The 21,857-nt window shown below is 38.8% G+C and carries 21 protein-coding genes and 1 pseudogene; 9 read left to right on the forward strand and 13 right to left on the reverse strand.

The features are described 5' to 3' along the window. Positions 1-348: 348 nt before the first annotated feature. Complete coding sequence (locus ACQY77_RS16655; protein ID WP_421941055.1) at positions 349-657, reverse strand: hypothetical protein; 309 nt, start codon at positions 655-657, stop codon at positions 349-351. Between the two features lie 634 nt (positions 658-1,291). On the opposite strand from ACQY77_RS16655, the gene ACQY77_RS16660 reads away from it, so the two are divergent. The 5 genes from ACQY77_RS16660 (at position 1,292) to ACQY77_RS16680 (ending at position 6,855) form a co-directional block, all read left to right on the forward strand. After that, positions 1,292-2,302: a PDDEXK nuclease domain-containing protein gene (locus tag ACQY77_RS16660; protein WP_421941054.1), complete on the forward strand. Its 1,011-nt coding sequence runs from the start codon at positions 1,292-1,294 to the stop codon at positions 2,300-2,302. Between the two features lie 712 nt (positions 2,303-3,014). Continuing rightward, positions 3,015-4,412: a serine hydrolase gene (locus ACQY77_RS16665; RefSeq protein ID WP_421941053.1), complete on the forward strand. Its 1,398-nt coding sequence runs from the start codon at positions 3,015-3,017 to the stop codon at positions 4,410-4,412. An 817-nt stretch (positions 4,413-5,229) separates the two neighbouring features. Then, complete coding sequence (locus ACQY77_RS16670) at positions 5,230-5,790, forward strand: recombinase family protein (RefSeq protein WP_421941052.1); 561 nt, start codon at positions 5,230-5,232, stop codon at positions 5,788-5,790. Continuing rightward, on the forward strand, positions 5,774-6,238 hold the full coding sequence (locus tag ACQY77_RS16675) for a recombinase family protein (protein ID WP_421941051.1): 465 nt from the start codon (positions 5,774-5,776) through the stop codon (positions 6,236-6,238). The genes ACQY77_RS16670 and ACQY77_RS16675 overlap by 17 nt, the downstream gene beginning before the upstream one ends. A 32-nt stretch (positions 6,239-6,270) precedes the next feature. Further along, complete coding sequence (locus ACQY77_RS16680; protein ID WP_421941050.1) at positions 6,271-6,855, forward strand: hypothetical protein; 585 nt, start codon at positions 6,271-6,273, stop codon at positions 6,853-6,855. A gap of 223 nt (positions 6,856-7,078) precedes the next feature. Here ACQY77_RS16680 and ACQY77_RS16685 read toward each other — a convergent pair whose 3' ends face one another. From ACQY77_RS16685 to nhaA, 7 genes and pseudogenes are all read right to left on the reverse strand, one after another. After that, positions 7,079-7,381 (reverse strand): ArsR/SmtB family transcription factor, encoded by a 303-nt coding sequence (locus ACQY77_RS16685; RefSeq protein ID WP_088300346.1) that lies wholly within the window; start codon positions 7,379-7,381, stop codon positions 7,079-7,081. Positions 7,382-7,391: 10 nt separating this feature from the next. After that, a complete protein-coding gene (locus ACQY77_RS16690) occupies positions 7,392-8,129 on the reverse strand; it encodes a metallophosphoesterase family protein (protein WP_088300345.1) in 738 nt (245 codons plus the stop codon). Positions 8,130-8,132: 3 nt separating this feature from the next. After that, entirely contained in the window at positions 8,133-8,903 is a 771-nt protein-coding gene (locus ACQY77_RS16695) for a metallophosphoesterase family protein (protein WP_088300344.1), read from the reverse strand. Further along, the gene (gene arsB, locus ACQY77_RS16700; RefSeq protein ID WP_088300343.1) at positions 8,903-9,988 is read right to left on the reverse strand and encodes an ACR3 family arsenite efflux transporter; all 1,086 of its coding nucleotides are present in this window, start codon (positions 9,986-9,988) and stop codon (positions 8,903-8,905) included. Before arsB ends, ACQY77_RS16695 begins: the two co-directional genes overlap by 1 nt. Before the next feature lie 17 nt (positions 9,989-10,005). Continuing rightward, positions 10,006-10,476 carry a DUF6428 family protein gene (locus ACQY77_RS16705; RefSeq protein WP_088300342.1) on the reverse strand — a complete coding sequence of 157 codons (471 nt, stop codon included), beginning with the start codon at positions 10,474-10,476 and terminating at the stop codon, positions 10,006-10,008. A 58-nt stretch (positions 10,477-10,534) separates the two neighbouring features. Next, complete coding sequence (locus ACQY77_RS16710) at positions 10,535-10,864, reverse strand: ArsR/SmtB family transcription factor (protein WP_088300341.1); 330 nt, start codon at positions 10,862-10,864, stop codon at positions 10,535-10,537. Positions 10,865-10,922: 58 nt separating this feature from the next. Next, positions 10,923-12,126: pseudogene (gene nhaA / locus ACQY77_RS16715) on the reverse strand (Na+/H+ antiporter NhaA). A 240-nt stretch (positions 12,127-12,366) separates the two neighbouring features. Here nhaA and ACQY77_RS16720 point away from each other — a divergent pair. The 4 genes from ACQY77_RS16720 (at position 12,367) to ACQY77_RS16735 (ending at position 17,481) form a co-directional block, all read left to right on the forward strand. Then, a complete protein-coding gene (locus tag ACQY77_RS16720; RefSeq protein ID WP_088300340.1) occupies positions 12,367-13,905 on the forward strand; it encodes a SulP family inorganic anion transporter in 1,539 nt (512 codons plus the stop codon). 295 nt (positions 13,906-14,200) lie between these two features. Continuing rightward, entirely contained in the window at positions 14,201-15,397 is a 1,197-nt protein-coding gene (locus ACQY77_RS16725) for a sulfite oxidase (RefSeq protein WP_008245487.1), read from the forward strand. 158 nt (positions 15,398-15,555) lie between these two features. Then, entirely contained in the window at positions 15,556-16,086 is a 531-nt protein-coding gene (locus ACQY77_RS16730; protein ID WP_056095405.1) for a DUF305 domain-containing protein, read from the forward strand. A gap of 3 nt (positions 16,087-16,089) precedes the next feature. Further along, positions 16,090-17,481: a beta-propeller fold lactonase family protein gene (locus tag ACQY77_RS16735; RefSeq protein ID WP_056095402.1), complete on the forward strand. Its 1,392-nt coding sequence runs from the start codon at positions 16,090-16,092 to the stop codon at positions 17,479-17,481. 6 nt (positions 17,482-17,487) lie between these two features. Here the strand turns inward: ACQY77_RS16735 and ACQY77_RS16740 are convergent, their stop codons facing one another. The 5 genes from ACQY77_RS16740 to ACQY77_RS16760 all read right to left on the reverse strand — a co-directional run bounded on the left by ACQY77_RS16740 (position 17,488) and on the right by ACQY77_RS16760 (position 21,853). Continuing rightward, positions 17,488-18,474, reverse strand: a complete 987-nt coding sequence (locus ACQY77_RS16740; RefSeq protein ID WP_008245480.1) for a YeiH family protein — start codon at positions 18,472-18,474, stop codon at positions 17,488-17,490. Positions 18,475-18,591: 117 nt separating this feature from the next. Beyond that, positions 18,592-19,341: a substrate-binding domain-containing protein gene (locus tag ACQY77_RS16745; RefSeq protein WP_008245473.1), complete on the reverse strand. Its 750-nt coding sequence runs from the start codon at positions 19,339-19,341 to the stop codon at positions 18,592-18,594. Between the two features lie 11 nt (positions 19,342-19,352). Beyond that, a complete protein-coding gene (locus ACQY77_RS16750) occupies positions 19,353-20,273 on the reverse strand; it encodes a molybdate ABC transporter substrate-binding protein (RefSeq protein ID WP_056870676.1) in 921 nt (306 codons plus the stop codon). Positions 20,274-20,292: 19 nt separating this feature from the next. After that, positions 20,293-20,748: a DsrE family protein gene (locus ACQY77_RS16755; protein WP_008245470.1), complete on the reverse strand. Its 456-nt coding sequence runs from the start codon at positions 20,746-20,748 to the stop codon at positions 20,293-20,295. A gap of 19 nt (positions 20,749-20,767) precedes the next feature. Further along, positions 20,768-21,853 (reverse strand): c-type cytochrome, encoded by a 1,086-nt coding sequence (locus ACQY77_RS16760; protein WP_082491480.1) that lies wholly within the window; start codon positions 21,851-21,853, stop codon positions 20,768-20,770. Positions 21,854-21,857 lie beyond the last annotated feature (4 nt).

Below are 21,857 nucleotides of genomic sequence, written 5' to 3' on the forward strand. Positions count from 1 at the left end.
TAAGTGGATTTTCGCAGAAGCTACAGGATTAAATATAATCAGAGTACCCAAAAACAGTTCTTCAGCTTCTAAAATGCCGTTTTTTGTGATTTCAAAACCAATCATTAGCAATGATGGTAATTTCGTATCAATTTATTGGGAATATCATTGCGGTGATCGCTGTGGAAAAGGAGGCCTTGAGGTGTTTAGAAGGAAGGGTAACCTGTGGGAAGAAATTAGTAGATATTGTGAGTGGGTAAGTTAAACAGGGATGAACCTGTACACCCAACTGCGTTTTGGTGTAGGGTGACCGATTGGGAAATGTCGAATCTGTAATGGGAGGGGACTAACTGATTATTATATAGTTGTTTATGGGCGTCCTTTGATCTCTTCCGAACTCCGTTTATATTCGCCAAGTAAGTAAATGATTTCATCTGCCTTTCTGTCGAGGTGCGATACGGGGATCTTGGCAGAAGTGCCATCCTTCAATGATAGGGTGATGTAATTTTTGTAGATGGTGCCGGCATTATCGCGTCCTACTTCCTCTATTCTAAATGCAAAATTATCTATGTTTTCCCATCGGTAAAAATCACGCTCCTTAATAATCAGCTTTTCATTAGTAAAAGTAATAAGAGGTGTTTTTTGATCAGCTCGCGAAGCGCATAAATAAAAAGCCATATAGGGAATATACTAAAAACAGCCATAAGGCATGCTGTTACAATTGTAAAATGATCATTAAATATATAGATAAAAAAGAGTTCCGATACGACGGATAGCACTATTAAGAGATATAGGTTTAGCGCAGCTTTTCTGATAATAATAGGTTCGTCCATTGAGATATTTTGATCGTGAAAATCGTTCTTCGTGAATAGAAGCGTTTCTTAATTCTCTAAGATATAGACTATTGATTGATTTACAAGAAAATTTATGTCTATGCTTATCTTAAAGCCACCACTATCCGTAGCGTTCTTAAGGAGTTCTACGGATTAGTCAATAAGAGAGAGTCTTCGACTCGATTAGATAAAATTGTCCAATACAAAAAAAGCCCATCGAAAGATGGGCTTTTATCAGTAGAGTCAATCCGCGGAAGTTCGAACTTTTATGAGCATTGTGAAGCAGTAGTAAATTTTGAAAAAGTGGTCAATAACAAGATTAAGGGGCAGTATAGGAAAAAGAAAAAGTTGTAAATGTTTTCCTTAATTAGCGTGATAATTCACATTTCATTCGGAATCAAAAGTCCGTCTGATACCAACTAAATTGCCTGTTTTTCGTATCTTTACTAATTAGAAGGTAAATTTATTTATAGCCTAAAATGCTTGTAAACCAATCTATAATATCAGACCTGAAAGCGATCATAGCTCAATCCAATGATAGGGCGGTGCGAGCTGTCGATCACCAAAGGACGCTAATGTACTGGCATATCGGCAAACGGATTTTTGAAGAAGAACAGCAGAGCAAAGACCGAGCAGATTATGGAAGTTTTTTGATCAAATACCTTTCAGAAAAGTTGCAGCCTGAATTTGGAAGTGGCTTTTCTGTTCGTCAGATGAATCTCTATCGCCAATTTTATCGTACTTTTCCGATTGTGCATGCACTGCATGCACAATTGAGTTGGACACAGTATAAATTACTCCTTAGTGTTGACAATGAGGAAAAAAGAGAATTTTATGTTGCTGAAACAAAAAAGAACAACTGGACGTCGCGGCAACTGGAAAGGCAGGTTCATAGTAATCTTTATGAAAGACTTTTATTAAGCAATGATAAAGAAAGTGTTTTAGCTGTTGCTAAAAACGAAAAACAGCCTGCTGATGCCAAAGAAATAATTAAGGATCCGATGCTTCTGGAATTTCTCGGGTTAAAAAGGGAGTCCTCTTATTATGAAAAGGATTTAGAAAGTGCCATCATAACACATTTACAGGATTTTTTACTCGAACTGGGCAATGGATTCTCTTTCGTATCAAGGCAAAAGAGAATCCATATTGAGGGCGATGAATTTTTTGTAGATCTGGTATTTTATAACCGTTTGCTACAATGTTTTGTAATCATTGAAATCAAAACACATAAATTAACCCATCAGGATATCGGTCAGTTGCAGATGTATGTCAATTACTATGACCGCATCGAAAAACTATCTCATGAAAACCCAACTATTGGGATTTTACTATGTGCCGATAAAAATGATGCAGTTGTAAAATTTACCCTGCCTGACGAACAAAAACAAATTATTGCCAGCCAGTACAAACTTTATTTGCCAACAGAAAAGCAATTACTTGATGAGGTTAGCAAAGAGATGGAGAATTTTCAAAATGGAGAAAACCTTTAAGACATATGCCACTTTCCGACCTAGATGCTATTCATTTGTTCCAATCTTATTTCTGCGGACGGGAGGATGTATTTGCCATAAACTGATTCCACTTCGACAACCTTATTGCCATTAATGGTGAGGTTATTAGTTTCTGTTTTGAAAATGGCAGACAGGGGGCAATCAAATTGGTTTCTCCACCAATCAGCACTCCGATAAGGCCTAAAATTGTTTCTGTCATCTTATCTTTTTCTAAGGCTAATATATTATTTTGAGGATTTGATCACTATTGTTTTGGTCACATCTGCAATAGCCAATTTCTGAGATCAATAAACTTTGACATCCTCGACTAAGTGGATAAACCGGAGTACATTGACCCCGTCTCACCAGTAATAGATTAATTGTAAGTTTTTGATTATCTGTATATTTGTAAATTGGCGAGAAGGGGTCAAATTTATTGGTATATCCACGAAACAGACTGTACGCTTCATTGAAATACGCACTTTCATACCATTCTTCGTTTTTTGAAAAAAACTTTTAATATAGACTTTTTTGGCCTGTAAAAATCCCACCGTCTTATGAGATTTGGTATTTTATTTAAACATTCCATTAAAAAAAAATATATCTTCAAGTTAACCAACTCGTCATGTTATTCACCTGCTTTGAAAATGTAAAATATAATTGTTAAAGATTTATGTATAAGTTGGTGGTTACTAGTATAACAACAATATTTATGAAAAGGATATTTGTCGCCATAATCTTGATTTTTACTACAAGCTTGGTATTCGCTCAGACCGAGAATTACAAGGTGGCGAGTGCCAATTTTCAGAAGGATTACAACGCGAATAAATACGATGAGGTTTTTACTCATTTCTCACAAGAAATGAAAAATGCATTGCCTCTTGAGAAAACAAAAGCGTTTCTAATCAACTTGAAAAGCCAGGCAGGTAATATAGTTAGCATGGAGTTCGTCAACTTCCAACAGAAACCTTATGCATTGTATAAAACTAAATTTGAAAAATCTGTCATGGCGTTCAACATTTCGCTTAATGATCAAAACCAAATTAGCGGGTTCTTTATCAAGCCTTACGAGAAAATGCAACTAAGTGAAAATAAAACTAGAAACTCGTTGGGCAGTTATCCAAAGGAAATTGGCGAACTCATTTTTACAAAATCCAAAGATTTGCCGATCAATGCGCAACTTTCTATTGCCATGATTCAAAATGGAATAACAAATTATTATGGAATTATAAAAATAAGTGACACCATAAAGCCTGCTCAAAATCAAAGCAATTTTTTTGAAATTGGCTCAATAACAAAGGTATTTACCTCAACCGTTTTAGCCTCGCTTGTTGAAAGTAAGAGGCTCAAATTAACAGATGTAATAAATTCGTATTACCCGTTTGCCTTCAAGGACAGTATGAAGTTGACTTTTGAAAGCTTAGCTAATCATACATCTGGTTTACCCCGATTGCCTGAAAATTTGAATCCAGCAAATGATCAGAATCCATATAAATTTTATGACAAAAACAAAATTGAAGAGTATCTTAAAAGTGTAGTAAAACTCGAAAATAAACCATCCCCAAGCTATTCGTACTCAAACCTCGGTGCCGGGCTGCTGGGTTATTCCCTCGGCTTGTCTCAGAAAACTAACTTTCAGAACCTGTTACAGAAGAAAGTTTTCGATAAGTATAAAATGACAAATTCATTTACAAGTTCAAAAAAATTGGGAAATAGGCTGGTGAAAGGACTTAATAACAATGGAGAGATCATATCCAATTGGGATTTTGATGTCTTGTTTGGTGCGGGAGGAATATTATCTACAACAGAAGATTTAGCAAAGTTTGCAAATGCCCAATTTAATCCTAAAAATAAAGAACTTGAAATGACGAGAACGACAACTTTTGTAATCAAAGGGGATACCAAAATTGGTTTAGGCTGGCACAAACAGGAATCTACAAATGGGAACGAGTTATTTTGGCACAATGGAGGAACAGGCGGGTATTCATCTTCAATCGTAATGAAGGTTAAAGAAAAAAAGGCAGTCATTATCTTATCAAATGTGTTTGATATTAATGATAAAATTGACGCTTTATCCTATGATTTGATAAATCTGATGTCTGGAAAATAATGCGGTAGATTTTGTTATACTTGATAAATCTATGAGTCTCATAATACCACCATTTTGAGTTTACCTCTAGGAATACTTTAACCACGCGGGTGTTTTGCAAGATGTATTTTTGTATACACAAAAAATCTTGCGCCCTTGAGGTCGGGTATTTCCTCGGAACTCGGAAATACTTAAAACACTAATAAATCATCCAAAAAATCTGCAATATCAAAATGGTAATGCATCCTAAAAAAACAATAATCTAGGGTATTCTAAATGGACCACGTTTTGAACACTACGAATATGCGAGATTATATCGATATGTAAGATATCCCTAATGCAGAGCAAAGAAAGCTAAAAATAGAAATGCTTTTTTTAAGCTATAATTATATGGGTAGTAGTATAAACCTTTTCAAAGTCGGAACTTATCTAAGTTTCGAGTAAAATTAGAATGGCCAGTGCTCATCTGTGGCTTGTGGACCCCACCATAGCGTAATGCTAATTTGCTTCTACCGATAAATTTTGATTTCAAAAATTATCCGAAATCACTATTGTGAAAGCAAAAGGTGTAAATCCAAATTGCATTATTCCAAAGTAGTAAATATGGCAAAAAAAACACGTGATCCCGAACGTAGTATACAAATGGTCATTTGACGTGTAATTAATTTTAGGTTTATCCACAGCTTATGAGACATCTTCCGATAGACCGAATGACCCCTGAGAAATTAATGGAAATGTTAAAGAAAAAAGGAGTAAAAATGTCTATAAATCAAGCGAAGGAAATCTTGGATTTGCTATATATTTTAGCTATTTTGGAAGTAGAGCAAGTTTTAAAAAGATGATTACAGCAAATTTATATATAAGAGTAAGTACTGATGAACAGGATGATAAGGGATATTCGCAACGCAACCAAGAAGAGGTCTTACAGAAATATTGTTTCGCCAGAGATATCAAAGTGAGGAAAGTTGTTTTTGAGGATCATTCCGCCAAAAGCTTCATACTCCCTGCCTGGCAAAAATTATTGGTTGATCTAAAAAAGAAAAGAGGACAAACGGATTTGGTACTTTTCACCAAGTGGGACAGATTCAGCAGAAATGCGGGGGATGCCTATCAGATGATAAAAATTTTGGCTGATCTCGGTATAGAGCCTCAGGCCATTGAACAGCCTCTTGATATCTCCATCCCTGAAAACAAAATGATGCTGGCTTTCTATCTCGCAGCTCCCGAGGTAGAGAATGATAGAAGAGCGCTCAATACTTTTCATGGAATGAGAAGAGCAAGGAAAGAAGGGCAATGGATGGGGCCAGCGCCCATAGGTTATGCTAACAAAGTAACAGAAGATGGGCGAAAGTATATTTGTCCTGTAGAACCCCAAGCGTCAATTGAAGTGGGTATATGACGAATTATCGACGGGTAAGTGGTTCATTGATCAGATCTGGAAGGCAGCATCGGATAAAGGGCTGAAGACAGGTAGAAAAAATTTTTGGCAGATAATTAGAAATCCCATTTACTGCGGTAGGATACCTATTGCGAAATATAAGGAGGAGGAGGCCCATACTGTCATGGGGCAACATAAAGCTATAGTTTCGGAAAGCATCTTTTATAAAGCTATGGATGTTTTGAACGGCAGAAACAAGCCAAAAAAGACGACTATATCTTCTCCTGATGTGCTTCCCTTGCGTGGCTTTCTGATATGTCCAAAGTGTGGCTATATGCTCTCAGGTAGTGCTTCAAAAGGTTACAGCAAGCACTATCACTATTACCATTGCTTTTCGAAGTGTGGGGTGAGATATAACGCGGGAAAAGTCAATAAGCTTTTTGTGGAGGAGTTAAAAAATATACTATAGATCCACTGTTGCATGAGGTATATGTAATGATTTTGAAACAGGTTTACCAAGCTTTTTCAAGTGAAGATAATAATGAATTGTCAAATGTAAAAAACCAGTTGGAGGAGTTTAATAATAGAATTTCTAAGGCTAGGGACAAAATGCTCAATGATGTAATTCTTGATTTTGAGTACAGGAAAATAAAATCAGACTGTGAAAGAAATATCCTTATTCTTGAAAATAGACTCATCGATTTATCCAGGGGAAAAGAGAATATTGGTGAATTAATCGGAAAAGCGACTGGATTGCTCAAAAACCTTCATGAAACATATATAGAGGCGGATTCTGAAGGAAAAAGGCGATTAATTAGTTCGATCTATCCCCAAAAAATCACTTTTGACGGAACACAACATCGAACTGTTCGGATGAATGAAGCTGTACGTGTTCTAGTTACTTTAAAGGCCGTTTTTGAGGGCAAAAAAAAGGGGCAAACCAAACAAAAATTTGATTTGCCCACTATGGTAGAGTCAATCCGCGGAAGTTCGAACTTTTATGAGCATTGCGAAGCGATAGTTGATTTTGAGAATTTGTTAAACAATAAGGTGGAAAGGCAGTATCGTAAAAAGAAATTACTATAAGTTTTACCAAGGAATTTATCATTTTGAAATCTATTCCAATAGCCTCTTCAATGAATTGTTTCGCCCATTTTTGTATTATCAAGAAACGACCGTTTTTTGATAATTGGAAGAAGAGAAATAATGATCGCAATATTTCTCTTGCTCTGCCGTGTATTAGAACCCCTAGCTGAACTATCATAGATAGCTTAAACCTTGGTCTTGCAGCTTTGAATTGGTGCTTGCTCTAAAAAACTGTTAAATAGCAAATTAAATTGTTCAGAGAAATCCAAAAGGCGTACCAGTTAATGCAATAACGTGATCGTAAATTTGAGGTATTCCCTTTTATAAGTCCAGCAACTTCTAAGGCTTTAAGATGCTTTGCAACTGAAGATTCTTCAATTGGCAGATCGTTTATTACTCCTTCAGTACAACTTTCTTTCCTTGCAAGCCGGATCATTATAGCCATCCGGGCTGGGTGTGCCAAGACCCGCATGAACTTTGCAAGCTGCTTTTCTATTGGCGCATAGTCTCTGGTGTTGACCTCCATTTGGTTAGTGTTATTTGGCTAGTCGCAATGCATCTGCAAATTCACTTTGCAACAAACTATTTTCAATAGCTCTTGCTGAGGCTTCTACGTCATATTCAAACCTTATAAACTCTACCTGTATGCTGTTTTTATCTGATAGGGAGCTGTCTGCAGCAATGGTAAGTATCACATAGCAGCCCCTGGGATCTCCGTCTTTAGGCTTTCCTACCGACCCGAGGTTAACTACGTGCTTAAACTTATTATCATTATCCTCTAAAATACGATGGTAAGGCTTGTGAGAATGACCAACAAAGAGCATGTCTGCACCTGCTTCCTGCATCATATCTAAAACATACTTTTCATCCGTATCTATTAAAATATATTCATCTATACTTCTGGTGCTGCCGTGGGCAAAAACAAGATTGAGTGTTTCGGATTGTAGTTTGTATTCCAATTTAATGTGCGCAGGCAGTGTCTTCAGGTAATCTCTATTATCCTGGCTGATTAAATGATACGCATAATTCTTCCCTGGCTCCTGGAGACTATTCGGGGTTGTAATTAATTTTTCAACCTTCTGGTCATGATTACCTTTCAAAGTTCCGATTCCACGCTTACGGATCTCCTGGATAATTTCGTTTGGATAGATGTGGTATCCCACCAGATCACCGAGACAATAAACGGCATCGGGTTTTTGGTCATCCATATCGTCTAACATTGATTTAAATGCAGGTAGATTGGCATGAATATCTGAAAATAGTGCTATTCTCATACCTTATCCTCTACGCAACATGTCTGCATATTCATTCGGAAGAGGACTATCCTCTACGGCTTTAGCTGCCTTTTCTATATCATACTCAAAGCGAATAAATTCGACTTTAACACTGTCCTTATTGTTTACTGTACTATCAGGGTTGATGGTTAAAATAACATAACCACCCCTTGGGTCGCTGTCTTTTGGTTTACCTACTGAGCCAATATTAATGGCATGCCTGAAATGATCCGCACCTTCATTCCCTGAGTTTAAAATTCTATGATAAGGCTTGTGGGTATGGCCAAAACACATAATATCTGCATCTGCCTGTTCCATGATCCGAAGCATGCTTTTTTCATCACGGTCTTCAAAAAGGTATTCATTGACCTTACGGGGGCTACCATGTACAAACAGAATATTGCGTTTATCGTGGTTCAACTGGTATTCTAGTCTAATGTGAGCAGGAAGGGTTCTTAGATAAGCACGCTGTTCGTCCCTTACCACTTCGTTTGTGTAGGAGATAGAAACCTTACCTAATGCTTTTTCTTCTTCTGTTTTATAGGCACAACCGCAATCATCACTAGACCTGCCAATGCCCCAGTCATAATTTCCTGCGATAGTTGGTATGCCTCGTTTGCGAATTTCATCTATTACTTCGTTTGGCCAGATGTTATATCCAACTAAATCTCCAAGGCAATAAATTGCATCAGTGTTTCTGGTTTCAACGTGTTTAAAAAAGGCTTCCAGGGCAGGAAGATTAGCATGGATATCTGAAAAAAGTGCAATTCTCATTAATGTATGGTGTTTAATTTTTTTGACGGATAGTATTTCTTGCGGAAGTAAAAAGCAAGGTTGACCAGGGCAATCAGTGCCGGGACTTCAACCAAAGGGCCAATAACGCCCGCAAATGCTTGTCCCGAATTGATTCCAAAAACACCAATAGCAACTGCTATGGCCAGTTCGAAATTATTTCCTGTGGCCGTAAAAGCAATTGATGTACTTCTTGAATAGTCTGCACCGAAGTAACGGCCAGCAAAAAAGCTGATCACAAACATGATAGAAAAATAAATAACAAGGGGTATAGCAATTCTCACTACATCCATTGGAATTTGTACAATCAGTTCGCCCTTCAGGCTAAACATAATTACGATAGTAAAAAGTAGCGCTATCAAAGTAATTGGGGAAATCAGCGGGATAAACTTGTTTTGAAACCAGTCTTCACCTTTCAGTTTAATAAGGCCGTACCGACTGATTATACCCATTGCAAAGGGAAGCCCCAGGTAGATTCCTACGCTTTTAGCAATCTCGGAAATGGTGATGTTTACTTCAAGGCTCTCCAGACCAAAAAAAGGTGGCAAAACGGTAATAAAGATATAAGCAAACACACTGTAGAGCAATACCTGAAAAATGCTGTTCAGTGCAATCAAGCCTGCTGCATATTCCCTGTTACCCTCTGCAAGCTCGTTCCAGACCACCACCATAGCAATACACCTTGCCAGGCCAATAAGGATCAGCCCAACCATATATTCCGGATAATCTCTTAAAAAAGTGATTGCTAAAAAAAACATTAGAAGTGGACCAATTACCCAATTCAGAACCAGGGATACGCTTAAGACTTTAGTGTCTTTAAAAACTTCTCCCATCTTTTCATATTTCACCTTAGCAAGTGGCGGATACATCATTAAGATCAGTCCGATAGCTAATGGGATGTTTGTGGTTCCACTGGAAAACGAGTTTATAAATCCGGAGGAAGATGGTAGAAAATAGCCGGTAGCTACACCGATACCCATCGCTAGAAAAATCCATAGTGTAAGGTACCGGTCTAAAAAGCTTAATTTTCTTCTTTCGGCAGCAGGTGCACAGTTGTTTGCAGACATAGTTTATGATTGATTATTTAGCAGCAACCGCCACCTGGTGTACACGCTGATCCTGAAGCAGCAAGATTCTGAAATTGTACTTTTTGTTTTACTTCAGGAACACCACATAGTTCCGGAGCAAGGCACGCTGTTGTCTTAGCAATAAGCAGGAAGTTTTTACCATCGTAACCAAGGTCGTATTTACCAATAGTTTGAGCCTGGTATTCTACCTCAATTTCCAGATCTTCCATCGCCAATACTTCTTCAGAAAGAGATATGATGTTTAGCAACTTGCCTGCTTTCAAACGATGCTCAAAATCGTTGGCATCCCAAAGTTGGAAGTTGGCTACTTTTTCATGACGTACCGTACCGCCACAATCAATAAAATCTTTAGTAACAACACCAACTTCGGTCACATGGAAATGTTCAGGAACTGGTGTACCGTTTTCTAATTGAAAGTTTACGCTTTCAGCCTGCGCCAAGTGGGCTTTTATTTCTGATAGTTTCATAATTAAAGATTTAAGTATTTTTATATTGCAATTAAACGATTGATTTGATTAAAAAAAGCTAGCAGCAGCTAGCTTCTAGCTTATATGATCCAAGGAAGGCACCGATTTGGGCTTCCAGTAATTTCCATGTTTCAGGGTTTATGCAATAGCAAACGCTAACCCCTTCGATGGTACCCTGGATAATCCCGACAGACTTTAATTCCCTTAAATGCTGGGAGATTGTAGCTTGGGCAAGACCCAGCTCCTCTACAAGATCTCCACAAATACAAGTATTGAAAACTAGTATTCTTTGCAGAATAGCAATACGTGCAGGGTGAGCCATTGCTTTTAATAGCTGAGCAAGCTGGTTCTGCTCGGAGGTAAACATTTCGGTTTTTGTAAGTCCCATATAATATTGCAATATTACGATTTATTAATGAAACAACAAATTTATCAGAATATTAATTTTAATTCTTCTGATCTCTCTTTTTGCTGCTAAGGTTTAAAATCAAATAACCTAATAGTCCTGATATTACGGAGCCGACAAGAATTGAAAACTTTGCTTCCTGAACAAGCAGCGGGTCAGCGAAGGATAAGATTGATATAAATATGGACATGGTAAACCCGATACCTGCAAGTAGGCCAACACCAAGGATATGAACCCATTTTGCATTTTCAGGTAGCTCACTTAGCTTAAGCTTTACGCTGAGCCATGATATAAATAATATACCCAAAGATTTACCAATAACCAGACCTAGCACAATGCCCATTCCCAGACCTGTAAAAAGCCCTTCTACCATGCCGTTTTCAAAACGGATGTTGGTGTTGGCCAGTGCAAATATTGGAATGATCAGAAAATTAACGGGTTTAGTAAGTGCATGCTCTAGTTTTTCCAGTGGAGACTCTTTATGATCTGCTGTTGTGGGTAGTGTAAGCGCTATCAAAACTCCTGCAATAGTTGCATGAATGCCTGAGTGATGAACAAAGTACCAGATAAAAATACCTGGAATTAGGTAAAAGGCAAGGTTCTTTAACCCGAAGCGATTAAAGAGGAACAGTAGTATCAATATAGCCCCGGAATAAACCATATTCATATAGTGGAGATCCGAAGAGTAAAATACCGCGATTACTAATATTGCAAGCAGATCATCAACAATAGCCAGGGCAGCTAGAAAGATCTTTAGGGAAAGTGGAACCTTTACTCAGGAGCGATAGAATGGCTAGTGCAAAAGCAATGTCTGTAGCCATTGGTATACCCCATCCGCTAGCAGTTGGCGTATCACGGTTAAATATGGTATAGATTATTGCCGGCACAATGGCACCACCAATCGCACATATAATCGGAAGTATTGCCTTTTTAGGTGAGGAAAGTTCACCTTCCACAATTTCCCTTTTAATTTCAAGTCCCACCAAAAGAAAGAAAATGGCCATCAGGCCATCATTGATCCATAGCGCAACAGAATACTTTAAATGTAAACTGGTGGTTTCATATCCAATTTGATTCGCTAAAAAGTTATCAAAGCCTTCACCCAGTGGCGAGTTTGCTATTATTAAAGACAAAATTAAACAGGAAAATAAGATAATCCCACTTGATGTTGTAGAGTTGAAAAAGTCTTTAAAAACCTTTTTGTTGATCGACATTGGCATATTTTTCAAATATAACATTTTCATTTTTACGGTCTAAATCTGCCTCCTGTTAATTCAGACACCAGAGCAAAACCATAGGTAATGACAGATTTTAAAAATATTTTTCTATTTTTGCATCAATCGAAATGAGAAAAGTTAAACAAGTTTCATATAACCCTGTGACAAAGCCCTGAATTCTTTCAGTGACTCTTTTCTCCCTTAGCATAATCCCTTGCTAGGGCAATGCCCCTTATTTTATAATTTTTGACCTTTAATTTTATTGGTATGTTCTTACGTACACGTTTTTTTGACTTATCTCAAAAAGTCAACTACAAAACCGAAATTTTGGCTGGCATCACTGTGGCCATGACCATGATGCCTGAATCGCTCTCCTTCGCTATCCTTGCGGGTTTCCCCCCCTTGGTCGGTCTTTATGCAGCTTTTATTATGGGGCTTGTAACCTCAGTTCTGGGCGGTCGTCCAGGTCTGATCTCAGGCGGTGCAGGAGCAGTCGTAGTTGTGCTGATTGCTTTGATGCAGGCGCATGGAATTGAATATGTATTCGCCGCTGTAGCCCTCGCCGGCGCCTTTCAGATCCTGGTAGGTCTTTTCAAGCTTGGGAAATTTATCAGACTTGTTCCCCAACCGGTAATGTATGGCTTTGTTAATGGACTGGCAGTTATTATATTCATGGCCCAGATTGAACAGTTCAAAACCATCATCAATGGAAAAGAGGCCTGGTTGACCGGTAGCCCACTTTTAATCATGGCCGGGTTGGTTGCGCTTACCATTGCTATCGTACTATTCTTTCCAAAGATAACAAAGGCGGTACCACCATCCCTGGTTGCTATTATTGTTGTTTTTCTTGTCGTCCTCGGGTTCGGTATCGATACTAAAACAGTAAGCGATATTGCCTCTGTCAGCGGAGGGTTTCCACCATTTCACATTCCTCAGATTCCATTGACATTTGAAACCTTTCAAATTATATTGCCCTATGCCGCGATCATGGCAGGAGTTGGGCTTACCGAGGGGCTGTTAACACTTAACCTAGTAGACGAAATTACTGCAACCAGGGGGAATGGTAACCGTGAATCAATAGCTCAGGGTATTGCCAATATTCTGAATGGCTTTTTCTATGGTATGGGAGGATGTCCAATGATTGCTCAGACTTTGGTAAATCTTTCAGCAGGGGCGAGAGCCCGCCTGTCGGGCATAGTGGCAGCACTCACTATTTTGCTTATCATTCTGTTTGGCGCACCGATAATTGGTTTAGTTCCAATGGCTGCCCTTACAGGCGTGATGATCATGGTGGCCGTAGGAACCTTTGAGTGGATCAGTTTACGGATCATCAATAAAATGCCAAAACAAGATATATTTATTGGCATACTGGTGGCTGCGATCACCATTTGGCTTCATAACCTCGCCCTTGCAGTTTTAATTGGTGTAATTATATCGGCACTTGTTTTTGCCTGGGAGAGTGCAAAAAGGATTCGTGCAAGAAAATTCGTGGATGGAAGTGGCACCAAGCACTACGAAATTTATGGGCCATTGTTTTTTGGTTCAGTTACAGCGTTCACTGAAAAGTTCGATGTTAATGAAGACCCATCTGAAGTAATTGTTGATTTTAAGGACAGTCGAGTGTCGGATATGTCTGCTATTGAAGCATTAAACAAGTTAACAGAACGATACCATCTCGCGGGTAAAAAACTTCATTTAAAACATTTAAGCGAAGATTGTAGGCTACTACTTAAAAACGCTGAAAGTGTTATTGATGTTAATATATATGAAGATCCGACATATCGTGTCGCTATTGACAAATCTTAAGTATAAATTAGAAATTTGGATGGAGCTTTTTATATAGCTCCTCCAGTATTTCCGTTATCATTATTCCCTCGTTTTTTGAAAGATGACTGCTAGTCCTATCACTATTCCACCGTTTTTTGATAGAAATTGAGATGAGTATTTGATAAACAGTTATAGAACTATTGTGTCTTTTCTAGCAGGCCAGCGATGAAGTAAAGTCTACAGTTGTTTCCTTTCAACCATCAAGAAAAAGGAAGAATACAAGTTATCCTATGAGAGATTTTTGGCTATATTGTAATCACCTACATTTATTGAAATGAAAAACGACAAAACATCACAAAACTACACGTTAAACAGACGTAATTTTGTTACTGGAATTATCCCGGTGATAGCTGGCGCAACAATACCATCCTGGGCTTCGGCGAAGGAGATTCAACAAACCAGAGAAGACAATGACTTTCCAGGACTTATTACGCGAGAGAAAAAGCCATTAAATATGGAGTTTCCATTTCCTACGTTAAAAAACAGGATTACTCCAAATAACCAGTTCTTCATCAGGAGTCATTTTAATATTCCCAATATTGATGCTACAAATTGGGAATTAGAGATTGGCGGCAACACCAATCATGTCATAAAGATCAATCTGAGCGAACTTAAAAAGCTTCCTGCAAAAAAGGTAATGGCTACTATAGAATGTGCCGGAAACGGACGTGCTAACCTCGCCCCAAAAGTGAAGGGTTTAGGATGGGAACAAGGTGGGATCAGCAATGCTGAATGGACAGGAGTACCTTTATCCGTATTGTTAAAGAAGGCTGGCATAAAGGTGGGTACGGTAGACATTATTTTGGAAGGGAATGATGAGGGGATGATTACAGAAGAGCCGAAATCACCAGGAAAAATCAAATTCGCCCGAAGCATTCCGTTAAATATAGCAATGCAGGATCACATCATCATCGCCTATGAAATGAATGGAAAACCATTGAGTGCTGAACATGGTTTCCCGGCAAGGGCAATTATTCCAGGATGGTATGGTATGGCATCTGTGAAATGGCTGATGAAAATTACTGCATCTGAAAAGCCGTTTGATGGCTATTGGCAGACGATTGAATATGCTTACTGGAAGCGTGTTGAAGGACTACCTACCTTGACGCCCGTAACCACTACATTGGTTAAGTCTGAAATATCAAGGCCGGTATTGTTTGAAGCGGTGCCGGCTGGAAAACCTTATCAAGTAAGGGGTGCAGGATGGTCAGGTGATAGTAACCTATCGAAAGTAGAAATAAGCACGGATAAAGGAAATTCATGGCAACCAGCAAAATTAATTGGTCCTGCTATCCCTTTCGCCTGGCAGCTATTTGAATTTGAATGGGTGGTTCCTGCTAAGACTGGAAGATATAGTTTAATGGCTAGAGCGACAGATCAAAATGGCAAAACGCAACCCATGGAGCATGATTTAGACAGAAGAACTTACATGGTTAATTTTATCTCGCCAATTGATGTAGATGTAATATAGCTCAATAAGAACAAATTTCAGGATCTTGCGGTTATCGCATAAGGCTTGTTTGGCATAAACAGTTTATCACAATTAATATTCTACATCAAACCATGATCAGATTCACGTCTATACTTCTACTATTTGCTAGTTTCTCTGCACGAGCACAACATGAACACATGCAAATGGCAACTAAAAAAAATGTCTTCCTTGGGCAAATGGCTCATATGATGATGAAGATGGATGAAATATCAGCTACCACATCTGCAGACAGAGATTTCATACAAATGATGATCCCACATCACCAGGGTGCTATTGATATGGCAGAAGAAGAGATTAAGACCGGAAAAAATAAAGAAATGATTCAGCTAGCTAAAAGTATCAAAGCTGAGCAACAAACCCAGATTCAGCAAATGCGACTCCTGCTCAGCCATCCTGAAGGATTTATCGCTACAGGCAACCAACATCAAAACGCCAACCAGAAGATGATGAAAGTGATGATGGAACAAATGCCTGAAGAAAAACAATTGTCTGATACTGATCTGTCCTTTGCAAGGATAATGCTTCCTCACCATCAGGCTGCCATCGACATGGCTAAAGTTGAGTTGCGGTATGGAAAAAATAAAAATGTAAAAAGACTGGCCGAGAATATTATCTCAGATGAACAGATAGAAATCCAACAAATGAAGACATTTACAAACTCCCATTAACATATGAAAAAGATATCCTTGTTTACGCTATTAATATTCAGTTTTGCCCTACAATCAAAAGCACAATCAATCTATGCCCAAGACAGGGTTTATACAGGCAATCAGATATCTAATACGGTTTCTGTCTTAGATCCCTCAACACAAACGCTATTAGGAAATATTGTTCTTGGTAAACCCCAACCTGATATCTTAAGTCCTCTATATAAGGGACAGGCCCTGGTTCATGGCCTGGGTTATTCCCCTAAAAGGCAATTACTAGCAGCGGTTTCCATTGGATCAAATTCAGTAACCTTTATTTCAACAGCAAAAAATAAAGTTTTAAAAACTGTTTATATCGGACGTTCACCGCATGAGGCAACCTTTAACCCTTCAGGATCACAGGCATGGATATCGGTAAGAGGAGAATCGTATATCAGCGTAATTGATGCAAATAAACTGATTGAAATCAAGCAAATTCCAGTAGCCGACGGCCCGGGAATGGTTGCTTTTACTCCAGATGGAAAATGGGCTTATATTTGTTCCAGCTTTACTGCAGAAGTGGATGTAGTGAATGCAACTTCTTATGCTATTGTAAAGCGTATTCCAGTAGTTAGTCCATTTTCTCCAAATATATTCTGTAGTCCTGATGGGAAATGGATTGCATTGACACATAAGGATGTAGGGAAGATCACTGTCATCAGCACGGAGACAAATACGATACATACAGTACTAAATACAGGTCCAATTACCAACCATGTCACTTTTACTTTAGTTAATGATTCACCTGTGATGCTGGCAACCATTGGCGGAGAAAACAGCTTAAAAGTATTTAGTGTTTCACAAGATTTCAAGCTTACTGATAGCGTTGCGACAGGATCATTGCCACATGGCGTCTGGACTTCGGCAGATGGTAAATTTGCATATGTCGGATTAGAAAATGATGACCAGGTACAAGTGGTTGATCTGGTAAAAATGGCCGTTGTAAAAACCATTGCTATTGGACAATGTCCGCAAGCATTGTTGTACGCCGCTAATGCCAGCCCTGCAAATGCCTCAAAAGAAAATTTAACCCCGCTTAATCTTGCAGACAAAAGTCAGGTGATTAAATTGATGAATAAGGATAATTCAATGTCATCAGGCATGCTAAACGTAAGAAGCGTAGGCTTGACTGATCTTGTCCAACAGGACTTTAAAAAACTCGAGCCAAATACTTCGTATACTTTAGCGTTAACCAACTCCTCAAATGATACGTTTAACGCAGATTATGTCATCAATTCTTTTAAGACCGATGAAAAAGGAGCTTTTAGCGGTCAATCCTCGGGGATAATTAAGAGTGTAGGAACAGGTGGCGCCGATTATAAACATGTGGTTCTTATTGATGATCTTTCAAAAAAGCTGGTGATGATCAGTAACTAATGTATTTTAAACCAAAGATATAACTGCCCATAATGCAGCACTTGAAATTACTATCCATAAAATTACGCCTTGTAACAGTGGCATTATCCCCACTGCTTTCAAGATAGTAAATGAGAGTCCGCTTCCTATCAGGAACAAGGTTAAAGTTAAGCCTGCTTTTGCTAATGCTACAAAGTAGGGCGCAAAAGGCTTAATAAAAGGTAAGTAGGTGTTGGCGATCATTGCCAGGATAAATAGCCCTATAAAATAGGGTATACTAACTTTGCTATTGTTGCTTTTGAACAGGAAAGATGTACCAAACGCTACGGGAACAATCCATAGTGCTCTGGCTAACTTAACAGTTGTGGCTATCTGTAGTGCTTGTTCACCATATTTACTGGCTGCCCCAACAACAGAACTGGTATCGTGAATAGCAATGGCACACCACATACCAAATTGTGACTGTGACAAGTTAAGCGCATGTCCGATAGCGGGGAAAAGAAATAAGGCCACCGAGTTGAGTATAAAAACAGTACCCATTGCAACGGAGATCTGTTTTTCTTCTGCGTTCATTACAGGCGACAATGCAGCAATAGCACTTCCACCACAGATCGCCGTTCCAGCTGATATCAAAAAAGATGTTTTACGTTCTATTTTAAATACTTTTCCCAGGATAAAACCAATGATAAGCACTCCGAAAATAGAAACTACGGTAAACAGTACGCCTTCTTTTCCTGCTTTCATTGCACTGAATACATTCATTCCAAATCCTAGCCCGACAACAGAAATTTTTAGCAGCAGGTTTGTGGCCTTGTGATTTAAATGCAGATAGGGATGTTCCATTAGTTGCGCCAATACTAATCCTAGCAATAAGGCTAAAGGAGGCGACATAAATGGAAAGAGGCACAGCAAAACTGCCAGGATGAAGATAATTTTACGGGTGTTTAAATTTAAGTTTAGCAGGTTACCCGCCTTTATTTTAGAAGAATTTGAATTGTCTTTGATTTGTGTCATAATTTTGATTGTCTTTATTTTCTAATTCAAAGATCCATAACTAATAAACCCCGATCAAATCATTAAAACTTATCTTCCATAACTTCATGTTATAGAAGATAAGTTTTTAGACATTATTTATTCCCAACCCCATTTTTTGAAAATGAGATGTCCTTTATCGGATTGCATAAACTTGATAAAATCCTCAGTTTCCGACTTATGCGTACCAGTGCTACCCCTCACTACAGGTGTACCTCTATAGACTGTTTGTGTAACAGGAATCCTAACCATTGAGGTGAGGTCTGGTAAACGGTTATGCCAGGAGCCAAATGTTATCCAGGCATCATATTGAGGATCATTTTTCCATGCAGCAATACCCAATGCCGAATTTGCAAATGTACCTGCTATACGCTGCTGTATGTTTGCAATCAGATCTTGTCGACCTGCCAAATCTTCCCAAAGCCCCATTTGCCCAGCCCCATTCACATCAAGAATTTTCACACCTGGTTTACAGAGATCGCCCAGATTTTTGATGTTTTTAGGATTGCCGGGCCGTACCAGGATCGCTGCCGCACGTTTATATAACTCTGTCCGAGAGTTCGCCACTATCATGTTTGGGTGGTCAGACATGAATTTTGAAAGCATGTATTCTGCTCCTCCAAAGAACAGATCTGCATGTTTCATTGCATCCGGCATCCATTCATTATCTGGCCCGGCAGTGACTTTAATTACGATATCATGCTGCTTTCCAAAAACCTTCGCACATTCATTGATCGGTCCGAGCGGCCCACCGGGACCATAGACATATAAAGTATCGTTTGGGATTTGTGCATTCCCAATGGTCACTACAGCAACGACTGACAATATGGTTAAAAATATATTTTTCATTGTGTTTATGTTTAAGGTAAATCAAAACCAAACTTTTTGTAGATGGCAGCAGCCTGCGGACTGATCAAAAAATCCATAAAATCTTTTGCAGCGGCCGGATGTGGCGCATCTTTTAACTGTCCCGCTATATATTGCGCATGGATATTCTCTTTTTCAGGAATTTCAATGAGCTCAACAGGATGGCCAATCATTTTCTGATAGTAGGCCTCAGTATACCATACTGGAGCGGCGTCACTTTCGTTGTATAGGATCCTCATTGGTGATTGGCGATGATGGATCATGGTAAGATAAGTAGTCTTATCTTTAACTTTATCTTCCATGATGGTAGATTTTAATGTTTCCCCTCCAGCTTTCACATAGGCTTCTTCAATACGTTTACCGATCCCTTCATTCTCTGGATTGGGCATACTGATCCTCAGCTCTTTATTTGCTAAATCTTTGAGTGACTTCAATGCCTTCGGATTTCCCTTTTGGACCATGATTGCCAACCTGTTTCTAGCATATAAAGTCGTTTTGCTAAACCATTCAGGGGTCATGTCTATCCGGTTCTTACCAGCTGTATAAACATCCGGCTTTAAGGTAATTCTCATGTTGCCCACCACAATGCTACCGGTTTTTATTTGTTGGGCTAAAATGCCTGGGGGAAGCGTTTCGGCAAATACCCGCTGATAATGTGGATATGACTTTTTAAAGGCTGCAATTAATTCGTCAATGCACATAAACTGGTTACCGGCAAAGAAAACCACCAGTTGGGGATCATTAATGTCTCCAAAAAGATCAGGCACATTGTCTACTCCAGGTACTGTGAACTGAACTTTACTTTCAGGTGGAGTATTCCAGGGCGGATCAAAGCGATGATCCTGGGCCTTAACATTTCCACAAAGCAATAAAAATGCAACTGTGGCTAAAAAGGTGTGATTTATATATTTCATGATTTTCTAATTATTTGGTTTAAGGATGTACAACTGCCCATCCCTGATATTGACGGATGATGATTTCACCATTGCCGCTGGGTACATAACTGATAAAATCAAATAAGGTATTTTTTTCGATTTTCCTTTCTCTGACGGTATTTTCACATTGTGCAAGAATTACTCCTCTGGATTGCAGTTCTAACAATGTTTTTTCAAAAGATCCGTTCTTCTGGTAAACAGCTACGCCATCTCCAAAGGCAATAAGTTCTGCATTGATTTTCCCTTTTAACCTGGGATCGTCGAGTGCATTTTTTAGGTTTCGAAGTGTTCCTGCAATCTTTTTCTCATCACCGTTATTGATTACATACAGTGCCTTATAATTTTTCAGGGTGGCTTTTGCCCCTGTAAAATTAGCAGGTGTAGCTTGGGCAAAAGTGGCCGAGGTTGCTGCGATCAGCAAAAATAATGTACAGATTAAGGTTATTTTTTTCATGATTTTAGATTTTGATGATTTATTTAGTTGTTAGTTTTACTTGTTTTTCGGAGGTTACAATTGGTGCAAATGGACCATACTTATGTTGATTTTCAGAAAATTTGTCGGCATATGGTCCGTATGGCGCATCAAAAGGTTTTTTTAACAAATCAGGGTAATCTTTTCCCTGATCTTTATGTGGTCTTGGCTGTGAGTTCACAAAAGCAGCGAGATCCCAGGCCTCCTCATCACTTAACTGCGCATCTCCATATCTGGCACCATATGGCATATTGTTCTTTACGAACCCCGCAAAGTTACTGAGTCTATACATCCCTGCGCCATCATTGTAGCTGTGTTTGCCCCATAATGGCGGATAAACATAAGTTAGTTTGTCTTCATCGAGTATTCCCTCACCATTTGCACCATGACAACTTTGACATTTACTGGTATATAAAATCGCTCCATGTTTGACATTCGCTGCCCTATCCAGGAATTTTAATTTTTCGGTTCCCGTTCCAAACACTTTCTCCCCTTTTTTTACACCTGTTCCAAGCCATTTCATATAAGCCAGCATTGCCTGTATCTCTTTACTAGATTCGTCTGGTACTTTGCCTGCAAGACTTCGATTGAAGCACTCTGCAATACGTGCCGATGCAGGTTCAACCTTTCCTGATCTGCCACTCATTTTAGGAAAACTGGAAATAAAACCAGCATAATTATTTCCGAACAGTTTGGTTCCACCCTCGAGGTGACAATTCTGACAATTCATACCATTTGTAATACGGGCTATGGATCCATTTGGCCCAAAATATTTGCTCGTATGTGCTATTAATTCTTTGCCATACCTGATCATCTGGCCGTACTTGGTGTCCGCCGGAATCGTATTTTCATCAGGCGCTTTCCAGGCATCAGCAGGTACAACCTGGCTTTTGACGTTAACAGCAGCTATACCGGTTTCCACATCCTGTTTGGTTTTTGCTGTCACTACATCTGGCTGCCCATTAAAAAATAAAGTGCAGATGAAAATGGTTCCACAAGCAACAAATAGAAACGCAATGATAGCCGTTGTCCTGGCTGTATATATAAGTGCTTGTCTGATTTCTTTTTCTGTTGATTCCTTATTCATAACC

Origin of the sequence: Pedobacter sp. (assembly GCF_965279535.1) — a bacterium.
In the GTDB taxonomy this organism is placed as follows: domain Bacteria; phylum Bacteroidota; class Bacteroidia; order Sphingobacteriales; family Sphingobacteriaceae; genus Pedobacter.

Bases quoted from the DNA above. Each gene is read 5' to 3' on its own strand.
- ACQY77_RS16655 (WP_421941055.1), bottom strand. From the start codon at position 657: ATGGCTTTTTATTTATGCGCTTCGCGAGCTGATCAAAAAACACCTCTT.
- ACQY77_RS16660 (WP_421941054.1), top strand. From the start codon at position 1,292: ATGCTTGTAAACCAATCTATAATATCAGACCTGAAAGCGATCATAGCT.
- ACQY77_RS16665 (WP_421941053.1), top strand. From the start codon at position 3,015: ATGAAAAGGATATTTGTCGCCATAATCTTGATTTTTACTACAAGCTTG.
- ACQY77_RS16670 (WP_421941052.1), top strand. From the start codon at position 5,230: ATGATTACAGCAAATTTATATATAAGAGTAAGTACTGATGAACAGGAT.
- ACQY77_RS16685 (WP_088300346.1), bottom strand. From the start codon at position 7,381: ATGGAGGTCAACACCAGAGACTATGCGCCAATAGAAAAGCAGCTTGCA.
- ACQY77_RS16690 (WP_088300345.1), bottom strand. From the start codon at position 8,129: ATGAGAATAGCACTATTTTCAGATATTCATGCCAATCTACCTGCATTT.
- ACQY77_RS16695 (WP_088300344.1), bottom strand. From the start codon at position 8,903: ATGAGAATTGCACTTTTTTCAGATATCCATGCTAATCTTCCTGCCCTG.
- arsB (WP_088300343.1), bottom strand. From the start codon at position 9,988: ATGTCTGCAAACAACTGTGCACCTGCTGCCGAAAGAAGAAAATTAAGC.
- ACQY77_RS16705 (WP_088300342.1), bottom strand. From the start codon at position 10,476: ATGAAACTATCAGAAATAAAAGCCCACTTGGCGCAGGCTGAAAGCGTA.
- ACQY77_RS16710 (WP_088300341.1), bottom strand. From the start codon at position 10,864: ATGGGACTTACAAAAACCGAAATGTTTACCTCCGAGCAGAACCAGCTT.
- ACQY77_RS16720 (WP_088300340.1), top strand. From the start codon at position 12,367: ATGTTCTTACGTACACGTTTTTTTGACTTATCTCAAAAAGTCAACTAC.
- ACQY77_RS16725 (WP_008245487.1), top strand. From the start codon at position 14,201: ATGAAAAACGACAAAACATCACAAAACTACACGTTAAACAGACGTAAT.
- ACQY77_RS16730 (WP_056095405.1), top strand. From the start codon at position 15,556: ATGCAAATGGCAACTAAAAAAAATGTCTTCCTTGGGCAAATGGCTCAT.
- ACQY77_RS16735 (WP_056095402.1), top strand. From the start codon at position 16,090: ATGAAAAAGATATCCTTGTTTACGCTATTAATATTCAGTTTTGCCCTA.
- ACQY77_RS16740 (WP_008245480.1), bottom strand. From the start codon at position 18,474: ATGACACAAATCAAAGACAATTCAAATTCTTCTAAAATAAAGGCGGGT.
- ACQY77_RS16745 (WP_008245473.1), bottom strand. From the start codon at position 19,341: ATGAAAAATATATTTTTAACCATATTGTCAGTCGTTGCTGTAGTGACC.
- ACQY77_RS16750 (WP_056870676.1), bottom strand. From the start codon at position 20,273: ATGAAATATATAAATCACACCTTTTTAGCCACAGTTGCATTTTTATTG.
- ACQY77_RS16755 (WP_008245470.1), bottom strand. From the start codon at position 20,748: ATGAAAAAAATAACCTTAATCTGTACATTATTTTTGCTGATCGCAGCA.
- ACQY77_RS16760 (WP_082491480.1), bottom strand. From the start codon at position 21,853: ATGAATAAGGAATCAACAGAAAAAGAAATCAGACAAGCACTTATATAT.